Source organism: Evansella halocellulosilytica (assembly GCF_002335745.1).
GTDB lineage: Bacteria > Bacillota > Bacilli > Bacillales > Salisediminibacteriaceae > Bacillus_CA > Bacillus_CA halocellulosilytica.
In genome coordinates, this window is the sequence record NZ_NIST01000001.1 from 4,938,862 (window position 1) to 4,955,545 (window position 16,684).

At 44.4% G+C, this 16,684-nt stretch carries 26 protein-coding genes and 1 tRNA gene; 3 read left to right on the forward strand and 24 right to left on the reverse strand.

Features of this window, described 5'->3' with window-relative positions; genetic code table 11:
• Window position 1 precedes the first annotated feature (1 nt).
• The 18 genes from CD001_RS23265 to CD001_RS23345 all read right to left on the reverse strand — a co-directional run bounded on the left by CD001_RS23265 (window position 2) and on the right by CD001_RS23345 (window position 11,531).
• Complete coding sequence (locus CD001_RS23265; RefSeq protein ID WP_096189983.1) at window positions 2–2,563, reverse strand: phage tail tape measure protein; 2,562 nt, start codon at window positions 2,561–2,563, stop codon at window positions 2–4.
• 402 nt (window positions 2,564–2,965) lie between these two features.
• Window positions 2,966–3,163 carry a hypothetical protein gene (locus CD001_RS23270; RefSeq protein ID WP_096189984.1) on the reverse strand — a complete coding sequence of 66 codons (198 nt, stop codon included), beginning with the start codon at window positions 3,161–3,163 and terminating at the stop codon, window positions 2,966–2,968.
• Between the two features lie 112 nt (window positions 3,164–3,275).
• The gene (locus CD001_RS23275; RefSeq protein ID WP_096189985.1) at window positions 3,276–3,536 is read right to left on the reverse strand and encodes a hypothetical protein; all 261 of its coding nucleotides are present in this window, start codon (window positions 3,534–3,536) and stop codon (window positions 3,276–3,278) included.
• 33 nt (window positions 3,537–3,569) lie between these two features.
• On the reverse strand, window positions 3,570–4,295 hold the full coding sequence (locus CD001_RS23280; RefSeq protein WP_096189986.1) for a hypothetical protein: 726 nt from the start codon (window positions 4,293–4,295) through the stop codon (window positions 3,570–3,572).
• A gap of 23 nt (window positions 4,296–4,318) precedes the next feature.
• The gene (locus tag CD001_RS23285) at window positions 4,319–4,567 is read right to left on the reverse strand and encodes a hypothetical protein (protein ID WP_096189987.1); all 249 of its coding nucleotides are present in this window, start codon (window positions 4,565–4,567) and stop codon (window positions 4,319–4,321) included.
• Between the two features lie 164 nt (window positions 4,568–4,731).
• Complete coding sequence (locus CD001_RS23290; RefSeq protein ID WP_096189988.1) at window positions 4,732–5,148, reverse strand: hypothetical protein; 417 nt, start codon at window positions 5,146–5,148, stop codon at window positions 4,732–4,734.
• The gene (locus CD001_RS23295; protein WP_096189989.1) at window positions 5,138–5,551 is read right to left on the reverse strand and encodes a hypothetical protein; all 414 of its coding nucleotides are present in this window, start codon (window positions 5,549–5,551) and stop codon (window positions 5,138–5,140) included. The genes CD001_RS23290 and CD001_RS23295 overlap by 11 nt, the downstream gene beginning before the upstream one ends.
• A gap of 568 nt (window positions 5,552–6,119) precedes the next feature.
• Window positions 6,120–6,377, reverse strand: coding sequence for a helix-turn-helix domain-containing protein (locus CD001_RS23300; RefSeq protein WP_096187958.1), 258 nt, complete (start codon window positions 6,375–6,377; stop codon window positions 6,120–6,122).
• Window positions 6,374–7,513 carry a hypothetical protein gene (locus CD001_RS23305; protein ID WP_096189990.1) on the reverse strand — a complete coding sequence of 380 codons (1,140 nt, stop codon included), beginning with the start codon at window positions 7,511–7,513 and terminating at the stop codon, window positions 6,374–6,376. The genes CD001_RS23300 and CD001_RS23305 overlap by 4 nt, the downstream gene beginning before the upstream one ends.
• Before the next feature lie 308 nt (window positions 7,514–7,821).
• Window positions 7,822–8,262 carry a helix-turn-helix domain-containing protein gene (locus tag CD001_RS23310; protein ID WP_096189991.1) on the reverse strand — a complete coding sequence of 147 codons (441 nt, stop codon included), beginning with the start codon at window positions 8,260–8,262 and terminating at the stop codon, window positions 7,822–7,824.
• 2 nt (window positions 8,263–8,264) lie between these two features.
• Window positions 8,265–9,107, reverse strand: a complete 843-nt coding sequence (locus tag CD001_RS23315) for a helix-turn-helix domain-containing protein (protein ID WP_096189992.1) — start codon at window positions 9,105–9,107, stop codon at window positions 8,265–8,267.
• Window positions 9,108–9,228: 121 nt separating this feature from the next.
• The gene (locus tag CD001_RS23320; protein WP_096189993.1) at window positions 9,229–9,462 is read right to left on the reverse strand and encodes a hypothetical protein; all 234 of its coding nucleotides are present in this window, start codon (window positions 9,460–9,462) and stop codon (window positions 9,229–9,231) included.
• A 172-nt stretch (window positions 9,463–9,634) separates the two neighbouring features.
• Window positions 9,635–9,922, reverse strand: a complete 288-nt coding sequence (locus tag CD001_RS23325; protein ID WP_257009920.1) for a DUF3102 domain-containing protein — start codon at window positions 9,920–9,922, stop codon at window positions 9,635–9,637.
• 62 nt (window positions 9,923–9,984) lie between these two features.
• Window positions 9,985–10,236, reverse strand: a complete 252-nt coding sequence (locus CD001_RS23330) for a hypothetical protein (RefSeq protein WP_096189994.1) — start codon at window positions 10,234–10,236, stop codon at window positions 9,985–9,987.
• 286 nt (window positions 10,237–10,522) lie between these two features.
• Complete coding sequence (locus CD001_RS23335) at window positions 10,523–10,750, reverse strand: hypothetical protein (protein WP_096189995.1); 228 nt, start codon at window positions 10,748–10,750, stop codon at window positions 10,523–10,525.
• A gap of 133 nt (window positions 10,751–10,883) precedes the next feature.
• Window positions 10,884–11,078, reverse strand: a complete 195-nt coding sequence (locus CD001_RS23340) for a hypothetical protein (protein ID WP_142303635.1) — start codon at window positions 11,076–11,078, stop codon at window positions 10,884–10,886.
• Complete coding sequence (locus CD001_RS26595) at window positions 11,066–11,245, reverse strand: hypothetical protein (protein ID WP_179298873.1); 180 nt, start codon at window positions 11,243–11,245, stop codon at window positions 11,066–11,068. Before CD001_RS26595 ends, CD001_RS23340 begins: the two co-directional genes overlap by 13 nt.
• A 1-nt stretch (window position 11,246) precedes the next feature.
• A complete protein-coding gene (locus CD001_RS23345) occupies window positions 11,247–11,531 on the reverse strand; it encodes a hypothetical protein (RefSeq protein WP_096189997.1) in 285 nt (94 codons plus the stop codon).
• A gap of 171 nt (window positions 11,532–11,702) precedes the next feature.
• Between CD001_RS23345 and CD001_RS23350 the strand changes: the two genes are divergently transcribed.
• Together CD001_RS23350 and CD001_RS23355 are read left to right on the forward strand one after the other, a co-directional pair.
• Window positions 11,703–11,930 carry a helix-turn-helix domain-containing protein gene (locus CD001_RS23350; protein ID WP_096189998.1) on the forward strand — a complete coding sequence of 76 codons (228 nt, stop codon included), beginning with the start codon at window positions 11,703–11,705 and terminating at the stop codon, window positions 11,928–11,930.
• A 41-nt stretch (window positions 11,931–11,971) separates the two neighbouring features.
• A complete protein-coding gene (locus CD001_RS23355; protein ID WP_096189999.1) occupies window positions 11,972–12,271 on the forward strand; it encodes a helix-turn-helix domain-containing protein in 300 nt (99 codons plus the stop codon).
• On the opposite strand, the gene CD001_RS23360 is transcribed toward CD001_RS23355, so the two are convergent.
• The 5 genes from CD001_RS23360 to CD001_RS26600 all read right to left on the reverse strand — a co-directional run bounded on the left by CD001_RS23360 (window position 12,237) and on the right by CD001_RS26600 (window position 15,071).
• On the reverse strand, window positions 12,237–12,524 hold the full coding sequence (locus CD001_RS23360) for a hypothetical protein (protein WP_096190000.1): 288 nt from the start codon (window positions 12,522–12,524) through the stop codon (window positions 12,237–12,239). The two genes, CD001_RS23355 and CD001_RS23360, sit on opposite strands and share 35 nt — an antisense overlap.
• A 48-nt stretch (window positions 12,525–12,572) precedes the next feature.
• Window positions 12,573–13,364 carry a helix-turn-helix domain-containing protein gene (locus CD001_RS23365; RefSeq protein WP_096190001.1) on the reverse strand — a complete coding sequence of 264 codons (792 nt, stop codon included), beginning with the start codon at window positions 13,362–13,364 and terminating at the stop codon, window positions 12,573–12,575.
• A gap of 111 nt (window positions 13,365–13,475) precedes the next feature.
• Complete coding sequence (locus CD001_RS23370) at window positions 13,476–14,525, reverse strand: tyrosine-type recombinase/integrase (protein WP_179298874.1); 1,050 nt, start codon at window positions 14,523–14,525, stop codon at window positions 13,476–13,478.
• Window positions 14,526–14,684: 159 nt separating this feature from the next.
• Window positions 14,685–14,760 (reverse strand) — tRNA-Ala (locus tag CD001_RS23375).
• A gap of 152 nt (window positions 14,761–14,912) precedes the next feature.
• On the reverse strand, window positions 14,913–15,071 hold the full coding sequence (locus CD001_RS26600) for a hypothetical protein (protein WP_179298875.1): 159 nt from the start codon (window positions 15,069–15,071) through the stop codon (window positions 14,913–14,915).
• A 110-nt stretch (window positions 15,072–15,181) separates the two neighbouring features.
• Between CD001_RS26600 and CD001_RS23380 the strand changes: the two genes are divergently transcribed.
• Window positions 15,182–16,192 (forward strand): potassium channel family protein, encoded by a 1,011-nt coding sequence (locus tag CD001_RS23380; protein WP_179298876.1) that lies wholly within the window; start codon window positions 15,182–15,184, stop codon window positions 16,190–16,192.
• On the opposite strand, the gene CD001_RS23385 is transcribed toward CD001_RS23380, so the two are convergent.
• A complete protein-coding gene (locus CD001_RS23385) occupies window positions 16,189–16,614 on the reverse strand; it encodes a YugN-like family protein (RefSeq protein WP_096190004.1) in 426 nt (141 codons plus the stop codon). The genes CD001_RS23380 and CD001_RS23385 overlap by 4 nt on opposite strands.
• Window positions 16,615–16,684: the final 70 nt, after the last annotated feature.

Genomic DNA, 16,684 nt, shown 5'->3' on the forward strand with positions numbered 1-16,684 from the left:
CTTACTCACTCTCCCTACTCAATTCAACTAGTAACTCACTAGCCCATACAGCTCTCCGTTTAGTTTCTGCATTTTTAGGAGCCACTCGATCGTCCAAACGAGCTATACTACCATTGTCCGTAACATTGACGTGTTTATCGATACTCTGCGACAACTCGTCATTCATTGTTTGAGCACCCGTTACGCCGTCCGCTATTGTTTCATTAATTCGGCCGGCTTCACGGTTGATGTCTTGCTGCGTCTGCTCTTGGTCGGCAAGGCGGTCGTTCATTTGCTCGATCTTTCTGTTTCGATCATCTTCAATACCGAGAACTTCCGAGCTTAGGCGTGTTTCCTCCTCGATCTGTCCGATTATAGACTCGTGTTTCCCGATTTGCTCGTTAAGTTCGTCAACGTGCATTTGTAAAATGCCGTGTTTATCGCCTTCTTTTGCGATTTGTTCTTCTACCTCGGCTTTTTCATCTCGAAGTTTTTCGAGCTTTTCGTCCGCAATTTTTAAACCATCTTCGCCCGCCTCGTTTATCTCAAGCTCTTTCAAGTATATTCCCGCAATGGCAGCGTCGATTTCTTCTAACTGGCCGATCTCTTCCTCGTTTAACTCGATATTCGCTTGTAATTCGCGGTGCTTTTCTTGCAAGTTGGCGAGCGCTTCTGTCGCATGACCGTCAAGTATCGACTGCCAATATTCTTCTTCCTCCGCTAACTCAATAATGTCCTCACCGTTGGCAATAGCTTCTTGTTTTTTCTCGTTAATCTCATCGAGTATTGCGCCAATTTCGCTTTCGTTTAATTTCTGATCTTCGAGTATTTGCGTAATCTGCGTCTCAACTTCTTCTCGCTCTTCGATCAGTTCGTTTGTTTCGCGGATGAGGTCGCGGTGATCTTCAAGCGCCTTGAGCCGTTCAATCATCAGCTCTTCAAGCGCCATATCGCGTAAAGACTGGATATAATCGTGGACAGCGTCAGTCGTTTCTACTACCGCGTTACCGCGATCAGTAAACGTCTGTTCAACATGCGGAGTTTGGTCGATTATAGCGTCATTAGCCTCAAGGAGCTCGTTAATTTCGTCTTTTGATAATGACGTTTGCTTCGTAATTTCCTCGTATGCTTTTTCGAGTTTTTCGAGTTCTTCCGGGTCGCTCTCCGATTCCATTCGTTTTTGTATATCGAGTAAATCGCCAATCTGTTCAGTAGTTAAGCCGGAGCGACGGCGTAGTTCGTCATATCGCGACGTCACATCTTCGAGAGAATCCGATTGTTCGACGAGGCTTTCTGCGTACTCCGTATTTACCTCTCGGCCCTCGCTCATATGCCTGTTTAACGCGACGATGCCTCCACCTAATAACGATAAGCCCATTATTAACATTCCGCCCGGATGCATCATAGCAAGCCCCCTTAAAGCCGTCGCTAACCGTAGGGCTGCGGTTACTGCTAACGCAATCCCTGCCGATGCTCCGACAAAGTTAAGTCCGAGCGTAACCGTCGCAGGATTTAGATCACCAAACCACCTCGTTAACTCCGTGGCTCTTTCAATCATCCGTCTTACAGCCGGCAGATACTCCTGTCCAATTGCGATTCCGAGCTCGCCCATTGCCGATTGAAATTCTCGGAATGCGCCGTTAAGGTTATCTTGTTGTATAGCCGCCATGTCACTCGCTGCGCCCTCACTATCGCGCAACTGACCTGTATAGTCGGCAAGCGCGTCCTCGCCCTGCGAAATTAACGTAAGGAAGCCCGAAGCTGCCTGCGTCCCCACTAAAGTCTGAGCAACCTGCGTCTTTTGAGCGTCTGTCATGCCGTCCATCGCGTCGGATATATTTCCGACGATTTCAGGCATCGGCAACATTTCTTCATTAGCGTCGAGTAGGTTAATGCCGAGTTCCTCCATCGTACTAGCCGCCTCTGACGTAGGCGAGGCGAGCGAAAGCATCGTCTGACGTAACGTCGTTCCCGCGCGCGATCCGGCGAGCCCGTTATCACTTAAAACGCCCACGGCTGCCGCCGCTTCTTCAATATCGTAACCAAGACTCGCAGCGACCGGCCCAACATAGCTGAGCGCTTGCCCAAGTTGCGGCAAGTCCGTGTTTGCGCTGGAAATAGTCGATACCAGCACGTCGACGGCTCGGTCTGTTTCCTCGGCGGACATATTAAACCCGCTTAAAACGTTAGATACGATATCGGCGGTTGTACCTAAATCGGTGGCCGAGGCGGTCGCGGCGTTGAGTATCGAAGGGGTAGCGGCTAAAATCTCGTTTACATTGAAGCCCGCCATTCCCAATTTCAGAAAATTTTCAGATACCTCCGGCGCACTAAAGGCGGTTGAGGCGGCGAGCTCTCTCGCTGTTGCTTCCAGCTTTTCAAGCTCCTCTGTACTCGCGCCGGTCACACTCGCAACACGGCTGAGAGATTCCTCGAAGTTTGCCGCAGCTCTTACGGAAGCCCCGATCGCCCCCGCCACGGCGCCTTTCATTAGTAGCGCACCTTTTTCAACCTGCTTGATCGATTTCGTGTAACTTTGCGTCTTCTTGTTCGTTTCTTCTGTCCGGCGTTTCGCCTCGTCCATGCCTCGCTGGAACTCCTGAGATTCAAGCGTTCATATGTTACGGCGAGTTCTTTATCTCGCCCTCGGACTTTCGTCGCGAGTATCGGACTATATCTTCGCCTTCGTCATTAACGTTAAGGCGCTCGGCGCTCGTGGGCGTTTCAACTGATCTAGCTTACTCCGCCTAGTCTCTACACCTTCCGTACATCACTATACGGCTTGGCTCGGGATTAGCGTAGCGTTTGCCGTAGCCTTCCCCGAATTCACCGAGTATTTTTAACCGCGTATTTCTACGGGCTGCCCAAATCTTATAGGCGCGCTTTTATCTCACCTGCATTTGGTGTCGTTGACATGTTTATTCCTCCTGCTTCATAGTTTGACTTTGACTAACTTTGACCATTTGCATAATAAAAAAGCCGCCCACTATTGGACGACTCGCAATGTTTTAGATTCTTTTATTACCGCATCGAGCAGAAAATTTGTAACGTAATCCTGCCCGTGCAGCTCGACCCACTCGTTTAATGTTCCATTTACGGAAAGTTTGTCTATTAGACGTAAATATAGCTCTAATTTCCAAGTATCCGAAAACACTTCGGCTGCTTTTTCTTCGTTTACTGCCATACAATCACCCCGTAAAATTTGTTATTAGCCCCGGCGACTAACCGAGGCACCTAAAGGAGAAATACTATGCTCCGGGCGGCTGAGTAATACCGCCGTTCATCGCGTAAAATTATTATTCTTCGATATCGCCGTTTTCGTCTTCAGGCTCCGAATGTCTGAGCTTATGTTGTTTAACAAACGCCTCTTTGACCGCGGCATAGTATTTAGCACGTTCTAGACCACCTTTTTCCGCGTCATTATAGGCTCGAGCCAATGCGTCGCCGTCTACACGTCCATTAATTTTTACTCCGGACAGGTCTTCGCCTTCTGCTTTCGCAATAATATCCTCGTCCCCATCGATTGTTAGTTGATCGTTATAGTAATTTAATCTCATTATTAAACCTCTCCTTTTGTTTTTTATCTTGACTTACTCGTTATTTCCCTCTAATTGAGCTAGTTTTATTTCCGGGTCATTTAAATAACGAGAATAACCCGAGCCTAACCTCTCCTGGATCGCGTTTTCCTCGATTGGTCCGTATAATTTATCAAAGCCTCGGCCGTCGTTATATGATAAGATGTTACGCGCTTCCCTTCGCTCATCTGTATCAGCCTTTGTTTTTAGGGATTGATATACAGACCGGAGCTTCGATTTATCTTGCGGAGTAATCGTAGCGCTTTGAGACATCCGATCGGACAACGAAGGTAATTGATCGAGTAATGAATTCGCTAGATATGGATCGTCAATTTGTTCCGTGTATTCCGAAATACTGTCGATAGTTTCTCGAGCTCCCATAAATACGCTATTTAAACTAATATCGCGTACCTTTTGTTCATGTAAAGCAAGTTCCGTTTCGTGCGGTTTTGGCAGCGGTTCAGCTAGCACACGTTTCGACTCATTTACCGCCTTAACTACGGACTGCCTATATTCATCGCGCTCTTTTGCAAGGGTTTCAAGTAGTTGTTTACCCATCTTCGCCTTGAGTTCATCCATTTTTTTATCTTTACCTTCGGCCGACAATGTGCGGTCAGATTGAATTTCACGCTTTGAGTCATTAAACATTTCAGTAAAAACACGAATTTTACTAGTTGTGCTCCCTTGAATTTCTTGAATCTTTGAATGTGCTTGTCTTGCTCCTTCTAAATACTTACTCATAATAAAATCTCCCCTTTGGTTTTTTAATAAATTGGTTCTGTCGTAATCACTCGGCCAACCTGCTCAAAACCGTTATCCCTTGCAAGTTCATACGCTTTATCCAACGCCAGCTTTGCGGCAATCGGCCGACTAACGTCTGTATATGTTCGCCCACTCTCCGCAATTATTTCCCCGGTGGTTTCGTCGATAACTTTCGTTAAAGTATTAATTTCGCTGGCTTCCGCCGTTTGTTCTACGCGGTGAACGACGATTGCACTTTTTATTTCCCGCATGTTTCCGCCTCAACTCCTCTTCGCGTTTCTCAAACGTCCACTTTTTGCGCAAGCTACGTAACTTAGGTTCGTTGTCGCGCCTGTCGTTCCAGCCGAGGTACTCGCGCCGTCTTTCCGGCTCGTCATTGGGTGATTGAATTTTCCCCATGTCTGTCCACCTCCCCCTATAACTCCGCGAATATAGTATCTTTCCGTTTTAGTGCGTCATTAGCGAGCAACATACATTCTTTTTGTATCGGCTCGGGCATTTTTCGATCAAAAAACACCTTAAAAGTGATACCTCGATTTTTACTGATTACGTTTATTTTATTTTCTACCTTGCTCTTTCTGCGGAAATGCTCAACGGTCGACCTCGCAACTATTAGCTTATTGCCCTCGCCTACTTCATCGCAGCACCGAGCTAGCAACGCAGTAATAGCTTCATAGCCCGACGAGACGCCCGTTAAAAATACCGAGCCAACTTTAAACGGCTCCAGCCGCTCACCTTCAGCGCGTCGTTTTGCAAAAATAACGCCAGCTATCGCGTAATTATCGTCGAACGTCATTATTTGTATTGCAAGATTCACCGTTTCATCGGTCATTTTTAATCACTTCCGTAGAGCGATGCGGAATAACTTCACGATAACCAAGAGTAAACGCCCGGTGTTTACCGGCTTGGTTAGCTTGACTTGTCGCAGACTCGACTTTCCTTGTTTGATAAAGATTACGTTCAAATTCCGAAACTGTCTCGTTTGTCACCGTGTCAACAATCGCGATTTTTGCTAGCCAATAATGTGGCGGTCGCTTGCCTAGTTCCTCGTCCACTTCCGGCACGACATGTTCGACAGCGACTTTCAGTTTCGCACGATAACCCGCGGCAGTTGGCGGCCAGTCGCGCTGTTCAACTTCCGTTATTGAACCGTCGGGCCATACGGTGACTGGTCTACGTTTGCCGGTGTGTCCGCGGTAAACTACCTCGAGAAAAACGTTTTGTCCGTAATCCATTATCTAATCACCTCTCGTTTGTTTAAGGGTAAATAGAACCCGATATTCTCCGTTTAAGACTTCTAATATTAGGTAAAGGGTGGCGTTTCTAAAATCAAGCGCTAGACGCCGAAAAACGCCTGATTTTCGCCCGTTTACCCCCTGATTCCCCCCTTACTTTTGCGCCTCAAATAGTACCGTTGATTCTCGCGTTTTCTTTGTTCTTTTTGCCTACGTTCCCGACACTCTCCGCAATACTTTTGTGCATTGCTGTTCGGCTCAAAAACGTTCGAGCAACTTGGCTCGGCGCAATACTTACCTGAACCGTCTGCGTTGAATAAACGCCAATAACGCGCGTGTAGTGTGTCGACGCCGGGCAGCACGCTATTTTCAAAGTACGGGCACCTCGGCAGCTCTACATCATCGCGAAAATATAAACATGTTCGGCAGCCTCCGCGCTCGAGTAAGCAAAGGCCGTCGCGGTCGTAGGTGGCGCACTGGTTGCGTGCTAGTTTCTGTAAATCTTGTTTTAAACCCATAATTAACTCCCCCGAAAATTAAATATTGCATTGACTTTCTATATGTGTTATTATTTAGTTGGGAAAACATGAGTTTCTTCAAAATCACGAATAAAAAATAATAATTGACGTTCTTTTTCGAGCGCGTCAAAGAAACCTATGTCATCGCCAATCAATTTTAATAACTCATGACGCAATCTAGGCGAGACATTCTTCACCCCACTTTCCACGTTAGCGATTAATGATTGACTAAAACCAGTTGCATCGGCAAGTTGCTGCTGTGTCATCCCCTTATAATACCTCAACGCCTTCACTGTTTCAGAATTCATTTCATGACCTCCTTTTTATTACTATTACATTCTTTTATTACCTCCGCCGCTAAAAAAGACGGAGTCAAAAATACCGAACTAACGTTCCTATCTTTATACGGTCGTTTACCCCACATCTTCGCGCCACTAGCGACATTTACGGAAAAAATTTCGTTATTTTCTCCTTCTTTAAATGCGTCGTATTTCTCAAGCTGTTCCTGTATTTGACTGTTGCGTGTCATTCGCTCCCTAACCTTACGTCTTTCTCCGCGTGTATCTAACTTACCGCCCGGACGTTGCGCGATTGCCTCACCTTCGTCTTTCGAGTACATACCGATAAAGTCATCGTTAAATGCCGTTTCATGCTTACGATAATCTTCTTCAACCGTCCGCACCATTTTTGATCTATACGCGTAATCCGGTAAGTATGTGCCGGTTTTATCGTAACGTCTGTTTGCGTTCTTATCAGCTTCCCGATGCTGGTCGCAACAGTGGCGAGTATTGCCGTGTACCTTCCGTGTATCTATCGCAGCATAGCAAAAGCGATAAGCGCACTCTTTAAATTTCGCCAGTACCTCCGTTAATTCTTTCTCCGTCATTAACCCGCGCTCATACGCCGTTAAGTAATTGTCCTGCATATCCTGCACGCTTTCGGCCATTCTCGGCATATCCGTAAACTCCCGTTCTAATTCCGCAATCTCTTCCGGTGATAAATGCTGTAACTCCGTCGCCCGTTTATGTTCGACCCTTTGCGCCTGGATATCTAGTAATTTGCCGAGTTCTTCTAATCGATCGCCGTTAGGACGCACACCTGTTTTGATACGATACTCCTTTAGTAAATCTCTCATTTCATCACGCAAAGTGTAGTACACATTCTCTCGATCTTCTAACGAGTCATTATTCCGAACCTTTGTCGGGTATTTCTCTTTATTTGCCCGAACAGATTCCGCGAATATGTCTAAACCTTCGTTCATCATGTCGATTAAACGATCGTCGAACGTTCGCAGCTTGCGTTCACCAACGCCAATTTCCGCATAGCACGACCGGCAAATAACGCCATGATCGCGGTTATTATATATTTTCCCCTTCGTAATTTTTTCGTCGCAATATGCGCAGTAGCCGTCTTGCTCTTCGATCAACCTTTTCGCCAGTTTCATAGGTATCCCCCCTTTTTTGTGTGGTGTCCCAAACGGGACAGGCCGGTTGGTATATTGTCTCGTAATCTCTTCTTCTTCGAATTCTCTTCCTCGCAATCACTTGTATTTACACATAACCGCGTATTCTTTTATATTTAATTATTCGCGACTTAATATATAGCCAAGTGAGCGTAAGCGAACGCAGGCCCGTGCGTTAGCACGGCAATCTTTTTAAATCTTGTTCGTTAAATCTACGTTAAAGTAAATATAGTTAACCGGTGATTGACGCCTTAGCCATTGGTAAAAATTACACCTTCTACCTGTAAAATTTACCGGTACCCTTTTAACGCAAGCCAATTCTCCGCACTTCGTTCGCGTTCGGCTGCTTCTTTTTCGAGTGCTTTGCGATAGTTTCGCTCAGCCTCCGGGCACACTCGGAATAATTCCTCCTGAGACAATGGCTCAAGCGGCACGTAATACCTGCGACCATCTTCGGGGTAATCGATCAGCCCCGCGTCCTTTAACGCCCGCAAGTGAGTGCTCGTCGTTTTCTCTGTTTTTCCGTATTCACGTGCTAGCCGAAGCACTGATGGATATGCGTACCCCTTTTTCGCGCTGAAAAAATCAACGATCAAAGCGTAAAGATAGTTGTATTCTGCGCGGTAGCCAGGCACAAATATATACCACCGCAAGTTAGACGGCAGTTTTATAAAAAATTCCCCCTCGCGCCGTTCGGACTTATCGAATACATTTTGCGAACTAATAACCATTGTTACGCCCCCTTATAGATTTCTCTGAATAAATCGTATCCTGCGTTATAACGTGAGGAAGCCCAAGTATTCCCTCCACGGTCGGGATGAACTTTCCCTCGCGCCTTCCGAAACTCTTTCTCTATTTCTGAAATTGTTGCGGTCTCGCGTAGTCCCACGAAATGAGCAAAAATTTTCAGTCCGTTATCACTGCCGCCGAACATACTAGACATAAGATACGCGTCGCGTTCCCTTTCAAGTCGTCTTATCTCGTCTTTTTGCTCGTGATAGCTCCGTGTGATCGCTTCCTTTTCTCGTTCGAGGTTGGATATTTTCCGTTTAAGCTGGTCGATTTCATCCTCGTATTGCCGGCTTTTACTGCTTTGTGACGGATACGTCTTCCCGTCCTTCCCGTCCACCTTTGCGCCTGTCCCGTTTGGGACACCTCGGCCGGCAGTATTACTAAGCCACCGCTCTACTGTGCTTTTACCAACGCCCAGCCATTCCGCGATTTGCCGATAACTACGGCCCTCGTCTCGTAATCTCTTCGCCTTCTCGATTTTCTCCTGGCGAGATATAGGACGAGAGGTGGCGTTCATCTTATACGCGATTGCCAGCTTGCCCTCTTCTGAAAGGTTGCGACAAACTATTACGACTACCTGAGTTAGTCCTACGTCTTTACACGCCTTGTACCGATGATGCCCGTCTAAGATAGCGCAATCTTCGTCTACTAAGATCGGGTACATTTGACCGTTTGCCTTAACATCGCCTTTAAGCTTTGCGTAAGTTTCGTCCGCCATATCCGACCACACCTGATAATGCTTAATACGTAGCTGTCCGATTCCTATCGTTTGAATGTCGCTCATAATCGCCCCTCCTTAAAAAGATTTGCGCGGCAAGTTTGCGAGGCTCACCGCGCTTACGGTAATTTGACGAAGGCATCGTCCTCCGCTACGGTTGCCATAACGCAGCTTCATCGGAGTGGAACTATTTTACTTTTTTATATTTCCTTTGTTTACTATCCCAAATGAATTTCCCTTCTTCACAAACAAGTGGGCAATTTAAAAGGTAGTTATAGCATTCGTGAAACAAATTTTCATTGATTATAAACTTAACTTCTTGTTCTAAGTCGATGATACTCATTAGTTGCTTCACATTTTCAAATTTAGCTACACCCTGGAAACAATCTTCCGTTGAACTCATGTACCAAGTTTTTTCCATTACTCATCTCTCCCTTAAATTAATTTTTATTTGTAATTCTCCGCCCGCTGGCTTCATCGAATTATTTCCTCTACTATAACAAAGTGCTCAAAATTAAAAATGTGGTTCAACTTTCCGGTACTTTTTTGTCCCTTACTTAAACAAAGTGCTCGCTTGCCGTAAAGTTGGCACATTACATTTCGAATATTTTACCGACTGGCAAAACGCTCGACGTCGCGTGGTTTGAAAATTGCTCATGCGCCTGTATTAACTTACGCGCAGTCTGCGGAACAATATCGACGCTTTCTAACCACCTCGTCCACTCACCGTGCGCGAGGTCGTGTTCCTTGACGTGTTTCAACCGGCGACCGATCTCGAATATTGCTCGGCCGGCGATTTGCTTATACGAATTAATTTCCGCGGTGATTACATTGTTTACCGTCGGAACCTTCCGTTTTTTCAGTTGTGTCGTCTGTCCCACCTGAAAAATGTTTCGTCCACCTTTCGATAGTTTTATAACTTACGCCCAACCAATCGCCTTTGCTATTTTCTCTTCGGTCGTTTATCGTTTTTTAACTTACGCAATATTCCATCAGCAATCCGCATTTCTTTTTCGATTTCTTCTCTTTCTTTCTTCGCTCTAGCACTTTCATTTGTAAAAACTTTCTCTCGTCTTACTATCGCTCTTTCATTACCGACACCGGACATAAAACGAATCATAACTTTTTCACCATCAACCCGTATAACCCTTGCTTTCCTATAGCCTTTAAACCAAACGACGTCACCTTTTTTCATAACTAATCCTCCTCATTGATTAATGTCTCTACTATTCCAAATTGCTCGTTTTTTAAATAGTGTATCATAACTCAGAATCTTTTTTTGACATTAACGAACATTTGTTCTATTATTATTTATAAGAAAAGAACGCCCGCCAATGCGTTCCCTCCGTCTATGTTCGCGAGCTATTGCCGTAGCCCGAACGATAATGCCAGCCGCCATGGTCGCCCCTACCGTCGGTTCATCGGAGCTTTCTCACCGCTCAGCGCCCCGCCTAATGACGCCGAGCTTTCTCATCCGCCCGTTATACTGCCGCCTGCAATTTGCCGATTGCGGGCTGTTTTACGGTTGATATAACGTTCATCTCATCGATCATGTCGTCGAGCAATTCAACCGGTAATTCAGCCGTTGCTCGCCCCACGAAAGCGCGCCAAATGTCCGTTGTGACGTGGTATGTTCGACCGCCAACTTCGAACACCGCGATACCCACGCCAATTTTAGCGGACTTTAACAAAAACGAAACCCGAACCATCGCGCACACCTCCTTTTCGATTGCCGAACACTACTGCGCGACAGTCTGCGCATAATGTAAACGGCACGTCTCCGATATAATTATTCGCCGTCACGTCTCGGCTACCGCCGCAACACTCGCATTTTACCGCCATTTATAACGCCCCCTTTTCGAACGCTTCAACAAATCCGTATGTTTCGCTACCTTTTTCCGCTAGTGCTCCGTGCCTAGTCGTAAGAAACTCCATTAGCGACATTTGATTTAGTCGGTCGATCAACTCCGCAAGGTCGATATCCTGCCGTGCAAATCCGAGCCATGCCGATGACGCATCGTTAATTATCTCGTACACGCCCTCGTCCTCGGTCGCAATGACGCGGTCAATTTTGACGAAATACGTCTGTACCATCGGAAGTTTACATATTGCGTAATCATCCCGAACAACAAGCCCGGAGCATCTTCGAGCATTTCCGAACCATCGATCTCAGTATCGCGGAATCGAACCGTTATTTCCTTCATATTACACCGCCCCTTTCGATAACAAATTAAGCGCCGTCATGCCGTCCATTTTCGCAAAGTCGGGCGTGGATTTGATCGGAAATTCGATGTAACCCGGTGAGTTGTCGTCATTTTCGTAATAACCCGGATATTCCGTGCTAGGTTCGATATTCTCCATATGGACGAGTTGCAAGTCATAATCGACCATAAGCGCCATTGTGTCCGTGAGCATGAAGCCTTGGCCCTCTTCAAATACCCTTTCTCCGTCCGACTCTTCCCAATAATAAGCAACTTTTACTTTTTTCATGTAAATCCTCTCCTTTAAATTTCTAGTTGATAGTCACCTTAATTACGTTTAGCGTAACTGGTATACTTATACTATAATTACGTTTTGCGTAATTGTCAATTACTTTTTGCGTAATTTTTAAAAATAATTTATAATGATGACTAAGGACGAGTTATAGAGAGGGATAGCGAAATGAGAACAATTAAATCAAATTTAAAAGAAGTATTAAAAGAACGAGGGTTAACACAAAAGGAACTCGCGGAAAAGATAGAAGTCAGAGAAGCAACTATTTCTGAACTATGTAATAACAAATTAAAGCTATATCCCCGTGAAGTATTATCCAAGATTGCGGAAGAACTAGACATAGACGATATAAACTCAATAATTACGATCAAAAAAGAGGACGGCAGCAATGACTAAGATGCAACCGTCCTTTCTTAGTCTTTTAGGAGGGCAATAAGATGCTATATAAAGATATCGGGGACAAAGTTAAGGAATTAAGAAAGGGGAAGTTAACGCAAAAAGAGCTCGGAGAAAAGTTAGGATTTTCAGAATCATATATGGGACATTTAGAGAGCGGCAGGAGAAAAATTAGCCTCAAAATGTTAGAGAAAATATCTATGATTTTTGATGTTGATATTACTTATTTCTTCATGATGAACCGGGGGCTTTTTCTTTTGTTATTTATGCGGATTAAAATCGCCCTTTGCGATCAACTCATCGACTTTATTTACTACTTTGCGGTAATACGCCGTCCTTAACACGCTCAACTTCCTGTATTATACCGCTAATTCCGACTAATACGAGCCCCATTATCGTTGTAAATATCGCGAGTCCTCCTGCATAAAACCATCGGAACGGGTGCGGAATTGCTTCCTCAAGTACACGACCTGTTATCGAAGTTTCAGCCGGCACAATATTCAACGTAAATCCGATTATTAGCGATAGTATAATCCCCGCCACAATGACGACAATCCCCGCGGTTCCGGTAAACTTTCCTATTTCGTTATTCACACAAACCCCTCCTAATTATTTTACCATAATATAAATTGTTGATGAGTATTATATCGCTCGCAACAACTCCGCAGTTTCTGCTATATAAACATCGTCAAACGTCCGCTCTACCGACGCATAGAAGTAGCCGCGGAATGTCTTACGGATCATGCCTCGTTTTGCCGCGAATATAGACGTTTTGAGTACGCTAACCACACGATCGACCAATTGCGGCAAACTTGCGCCCAGCTCGCAGCGGTTGTACGCGGTTTTAACCCGTTGCCATAACGCAAATATCTCGTTAGCACGAAAAAATGGTCGAGCGGCTTTCGTAAATGCTGCGGGCACGTTAGACGGAGTATAAGACGCGTCGAGCTCGTTAAGTGCCGGCGCCTCACCTACGTATGTATTTTTATTTATGCTGTTGGTTTCTTCTTGAACCGCCCCCTTATTTGCGCTACTGCCGCAAGGACTTTCGCAGCTTGACCGACTGGACAACCCGACTGGACTGTCTTGCGCAGCACGACGAATTATTACTAGGTCATAACCGCGCCCGCCCCGTTTTCTGACCGTCGGCACACGCTTAATAATGCCGCAGTCCTCAAGCCGTTTTAGCGCCCGGCTAACCGTTTTGTCGCTAACGTCGAGCTGTGCCGCAATAGTCGCCCGTTTCATCCACGAGACGCCCTTAACAACGCAGCTATAACGCGACAGCAAGTTAAGCACCGCCACTGCCGTTTTATTCAACTGTTCGCGGTGCTGGTCGATGTGCGCGCGTACAGCTTCGTTCATTTCCGCCACGTCCGTAAAGGACTCATGATGGCGATATTCTTCGTAATAAGCGATCGACTCGGATTTCATGACAAACGTCTCCCTTTTTGCGCTTGACCACGCTAGAGAAACGTTATACACTGTAATTGATGATAGCAGTGTCGGCCTTTGCGTGGTCGGCGCTCTTTTTTTTATGTCTTTTTATCGCAGTATTTTGCGTTCTTTTTGTAGTTTCGTTTCAACCGTATTAAGTGGCGAGAACTCCTCGTGTTGATTAAGAATTGATTTCGTCGTCAGATGTGTGTAGCGTTGAACCATTCTCATATCCGAGTGCCCGAGTATCATCTGCAAATGACGAATATCTCCTCCAGCCTCAAGAAACATAGTTGCGCCGGTATGTCTAAAAAGATGCGGGTTTATGCTCCTTTTAATTCCGGCTTGCCTCGTAATAATATCTAACCTTTTGCGAAATCTTTCTGTAGACATCGGTTCCCCATAATTAACTAGAAATATATAATCGGTCTCGAAATCATCCGTCTCCTCGATCAATTCTTTTATTAATCTCGCAGTCTTCGCTTTGATCGGAACTAGACGAGGCTTTTTTGACTTCGTATTTTCACCCCGAAAATAAACAGTCCTCCCTTGTATGTCTACGTCACTTCTTTTCAAAGACAATGCTTCTCCAATTCTACAAATTGAATCTAGTAAAAGATGCATGATTACAAAATCGCGAAAATCAGCGTACCTTCTAATGTTCGGAACTGAGAGCAATGCCCTAACTTCGTCTGCTGTCATAATTTCGATGTCTTTATCGACGTATTTCACGTTATCTATTAATTCCGTAGGATTTTCATGAATATAAGATTCGTCTACTAAGAATCGGTAAAAAGACTTTATGTTCTTTATGTAGCCGTAAGCTGTCCGTTTAGATAGAGGTTTATTTTTCGCGGACTCGGGCTTGTACCTATGATCTAGGTGCCGTTTGCGTTCCGTAATCATCCAATTAATAAACTGCCGTAAGTGCTCCGTTTTAACGTTGCGCACATCTTTTCGTATTCCTTTTTCGTTTAAAAAGTCGATCAATAACTTGAACGATCTGCGGTAATGGTTAACAGTCGCAGCCGACCGACCTTGTGCCGTTTTCATTTCGCAGAAAACATCGAATAATTTTTCAAACGAGTAAATACCGTGTAACGTTCTATCTTCCAAGTTATTGCGTGGCTGGTCGAAGTTCCGTCTATAAATGCGCATGAAAAAAGCCCCCTTATCCGAATAGTCGACGAAATAAATCATCGTACATTATCCGAATAAGAGGGCGGTTGTCTGTTCCGTGTAGGACTTGTTTACTGCGTACATTTCCCGGAAATATAAAAACGCCACAAACGCTGTTGTGACGCGGTTTATTCCGTATGGTGGAGCATAGCGGGCTCGAACCGCTGACCTTTTGGCTGCCAGCCAAACGCTCTCCCAGCTGAGCTAATGCCCCATAACCAAATGAAATTTTCTAATTCTAGCTTGCTCGTTTATTGAAATAGCAGCCTTGACGGCACTTGTTGAACAGGCTGTTTTCCCTTAACAATATGAATTATAGATGCAAAAAAAGAGCAAATCAAGCTCTTTTTTTAAAATCGAAAATCGCTAAAATATGACGAACAAAATGTACCAAACTATTCCGGCAAAAATAGCGGCAATGAGTCCTGCCCAGACGTTTTCTTTAATAACCTTTTTATGTTTAACTGCGTCAAAGATAACCCAGCCAATAAAAATCGTAATCGCAAATGTGATCGCTCCGAGCATGATTTCCTCCCCTTTCATCTTTTCTTATCGTATCAAATTTATGAATGGGATGCACTCAGTTTTGTCTATAATGGTGAGGAGGAATGCAGACGAATGGAAGGGGAAACATCATGTTTCGCTTTGAATTAATTACAGATTCAAATTCTAAATTAACAATGGTGCTTAAGATGTCTGGCATCGTTTTTATTTTTATGGTAAGTGTTGGTGTTGTCATCCATTACTTAGAACCTGATGTTTATCCAAGCATATTTGACGGCATGTGGTGGGCAATAGTAACAATCTCAACCGTCGGTTATGGGGATTTCGTGCCTGAAGGAACGATCGGGAGAATTATTGGAATGATTTTGATTGTTTCAGGGATCGCACTGTTTTCATTTTTTATTACAAACCTTGCAAGCTCAGCGATTGCGAATAAGCAGGAACGTGACAAAGGGGGGCTTGCCTTCCACCGTTCAGGACATTTTATTATCGTCGGCTGGAATGAACGGTGTAAAGAGCTGCTTAAACAGTTGGCAAAAATATATCCGAAAGCTGAGTTTGTACTCATTGATGGAACGTTGCAGCACACTCCTAAAACTATCAATCGACTCACGTTTGTAAAAGGTTCTCCGATGATTGATGATACGTTTGCAAGGGCAAATATTTCAGAAGCACATACGATCATAATCACGGCAAATCTACATATTGACGAGAAAACAGCAGATACGAACTCTGTTGTGACACTTCTTACTGCAAAAGGAATGAATTCAACAATTTATTCTATTGTTGAATTGTTAACGACCGAACAGTTAAAAAACATCGAACGAGCAGGTGCAGATGAGATTATTGAGAGTTCAAAACAAATTAGTTTACTTATGACTAATGGTGTTGCAAATCACGGAATGTCTGATGTTGTTTTCCAGGTACTGCAGCACAAAGAAAATAATCAACTTAAGTTTTCACCGCTTCCTTCTGAATGTATAAATGAAAGTTTTGCTGCAACAATTCGTAAACTCCAAAATGACGATTGTTTTTTATTAGGTATTTTAAGAGATGGGGAGACGATCCTTCATCCCCCAAAATCATCAACATTATTGAAGGGTGATCAACTGATTTTCTATATACGGACAAATGATCATTAGCTGTCTCGTGATGAAACGTCCATATCATTTAAGATGACTTGTTCTAGCTCACGGACATATTCTTGACCAGTATTGATCATTTCTGTTGGGAAATAGGCATCCTTGTCTTCTGGCTCTGCAAATTGGTTCACCCATGGGTTTGGATCTTCAACATGATCATCCAAGCCTTCTTTGTATTTATGCGCAAGTAAAAATGGCCTGCCAAGCTTTACGTGAACCCCCTTTGTATCTAGTTCACCATCAACTGCCGTAAATGGCAACCTTACGTATAAATAGCTGTCTTGTTCACCAATTTTATAATCAAAATATCCATGATCATATTCCCAGCCGCCGCCAATCGTATATCCTAATGGCTTTAACTTTTCCTCTAAATCATGAAGTTTATATTCTTGATTCTCTAATTGTGATGGCATTTCAATCATCAATATCCCTCCGTTCATTTATATGTTAGGTTATCCGAAACGAAGAAAACTAATCTTAAACAACAGAATG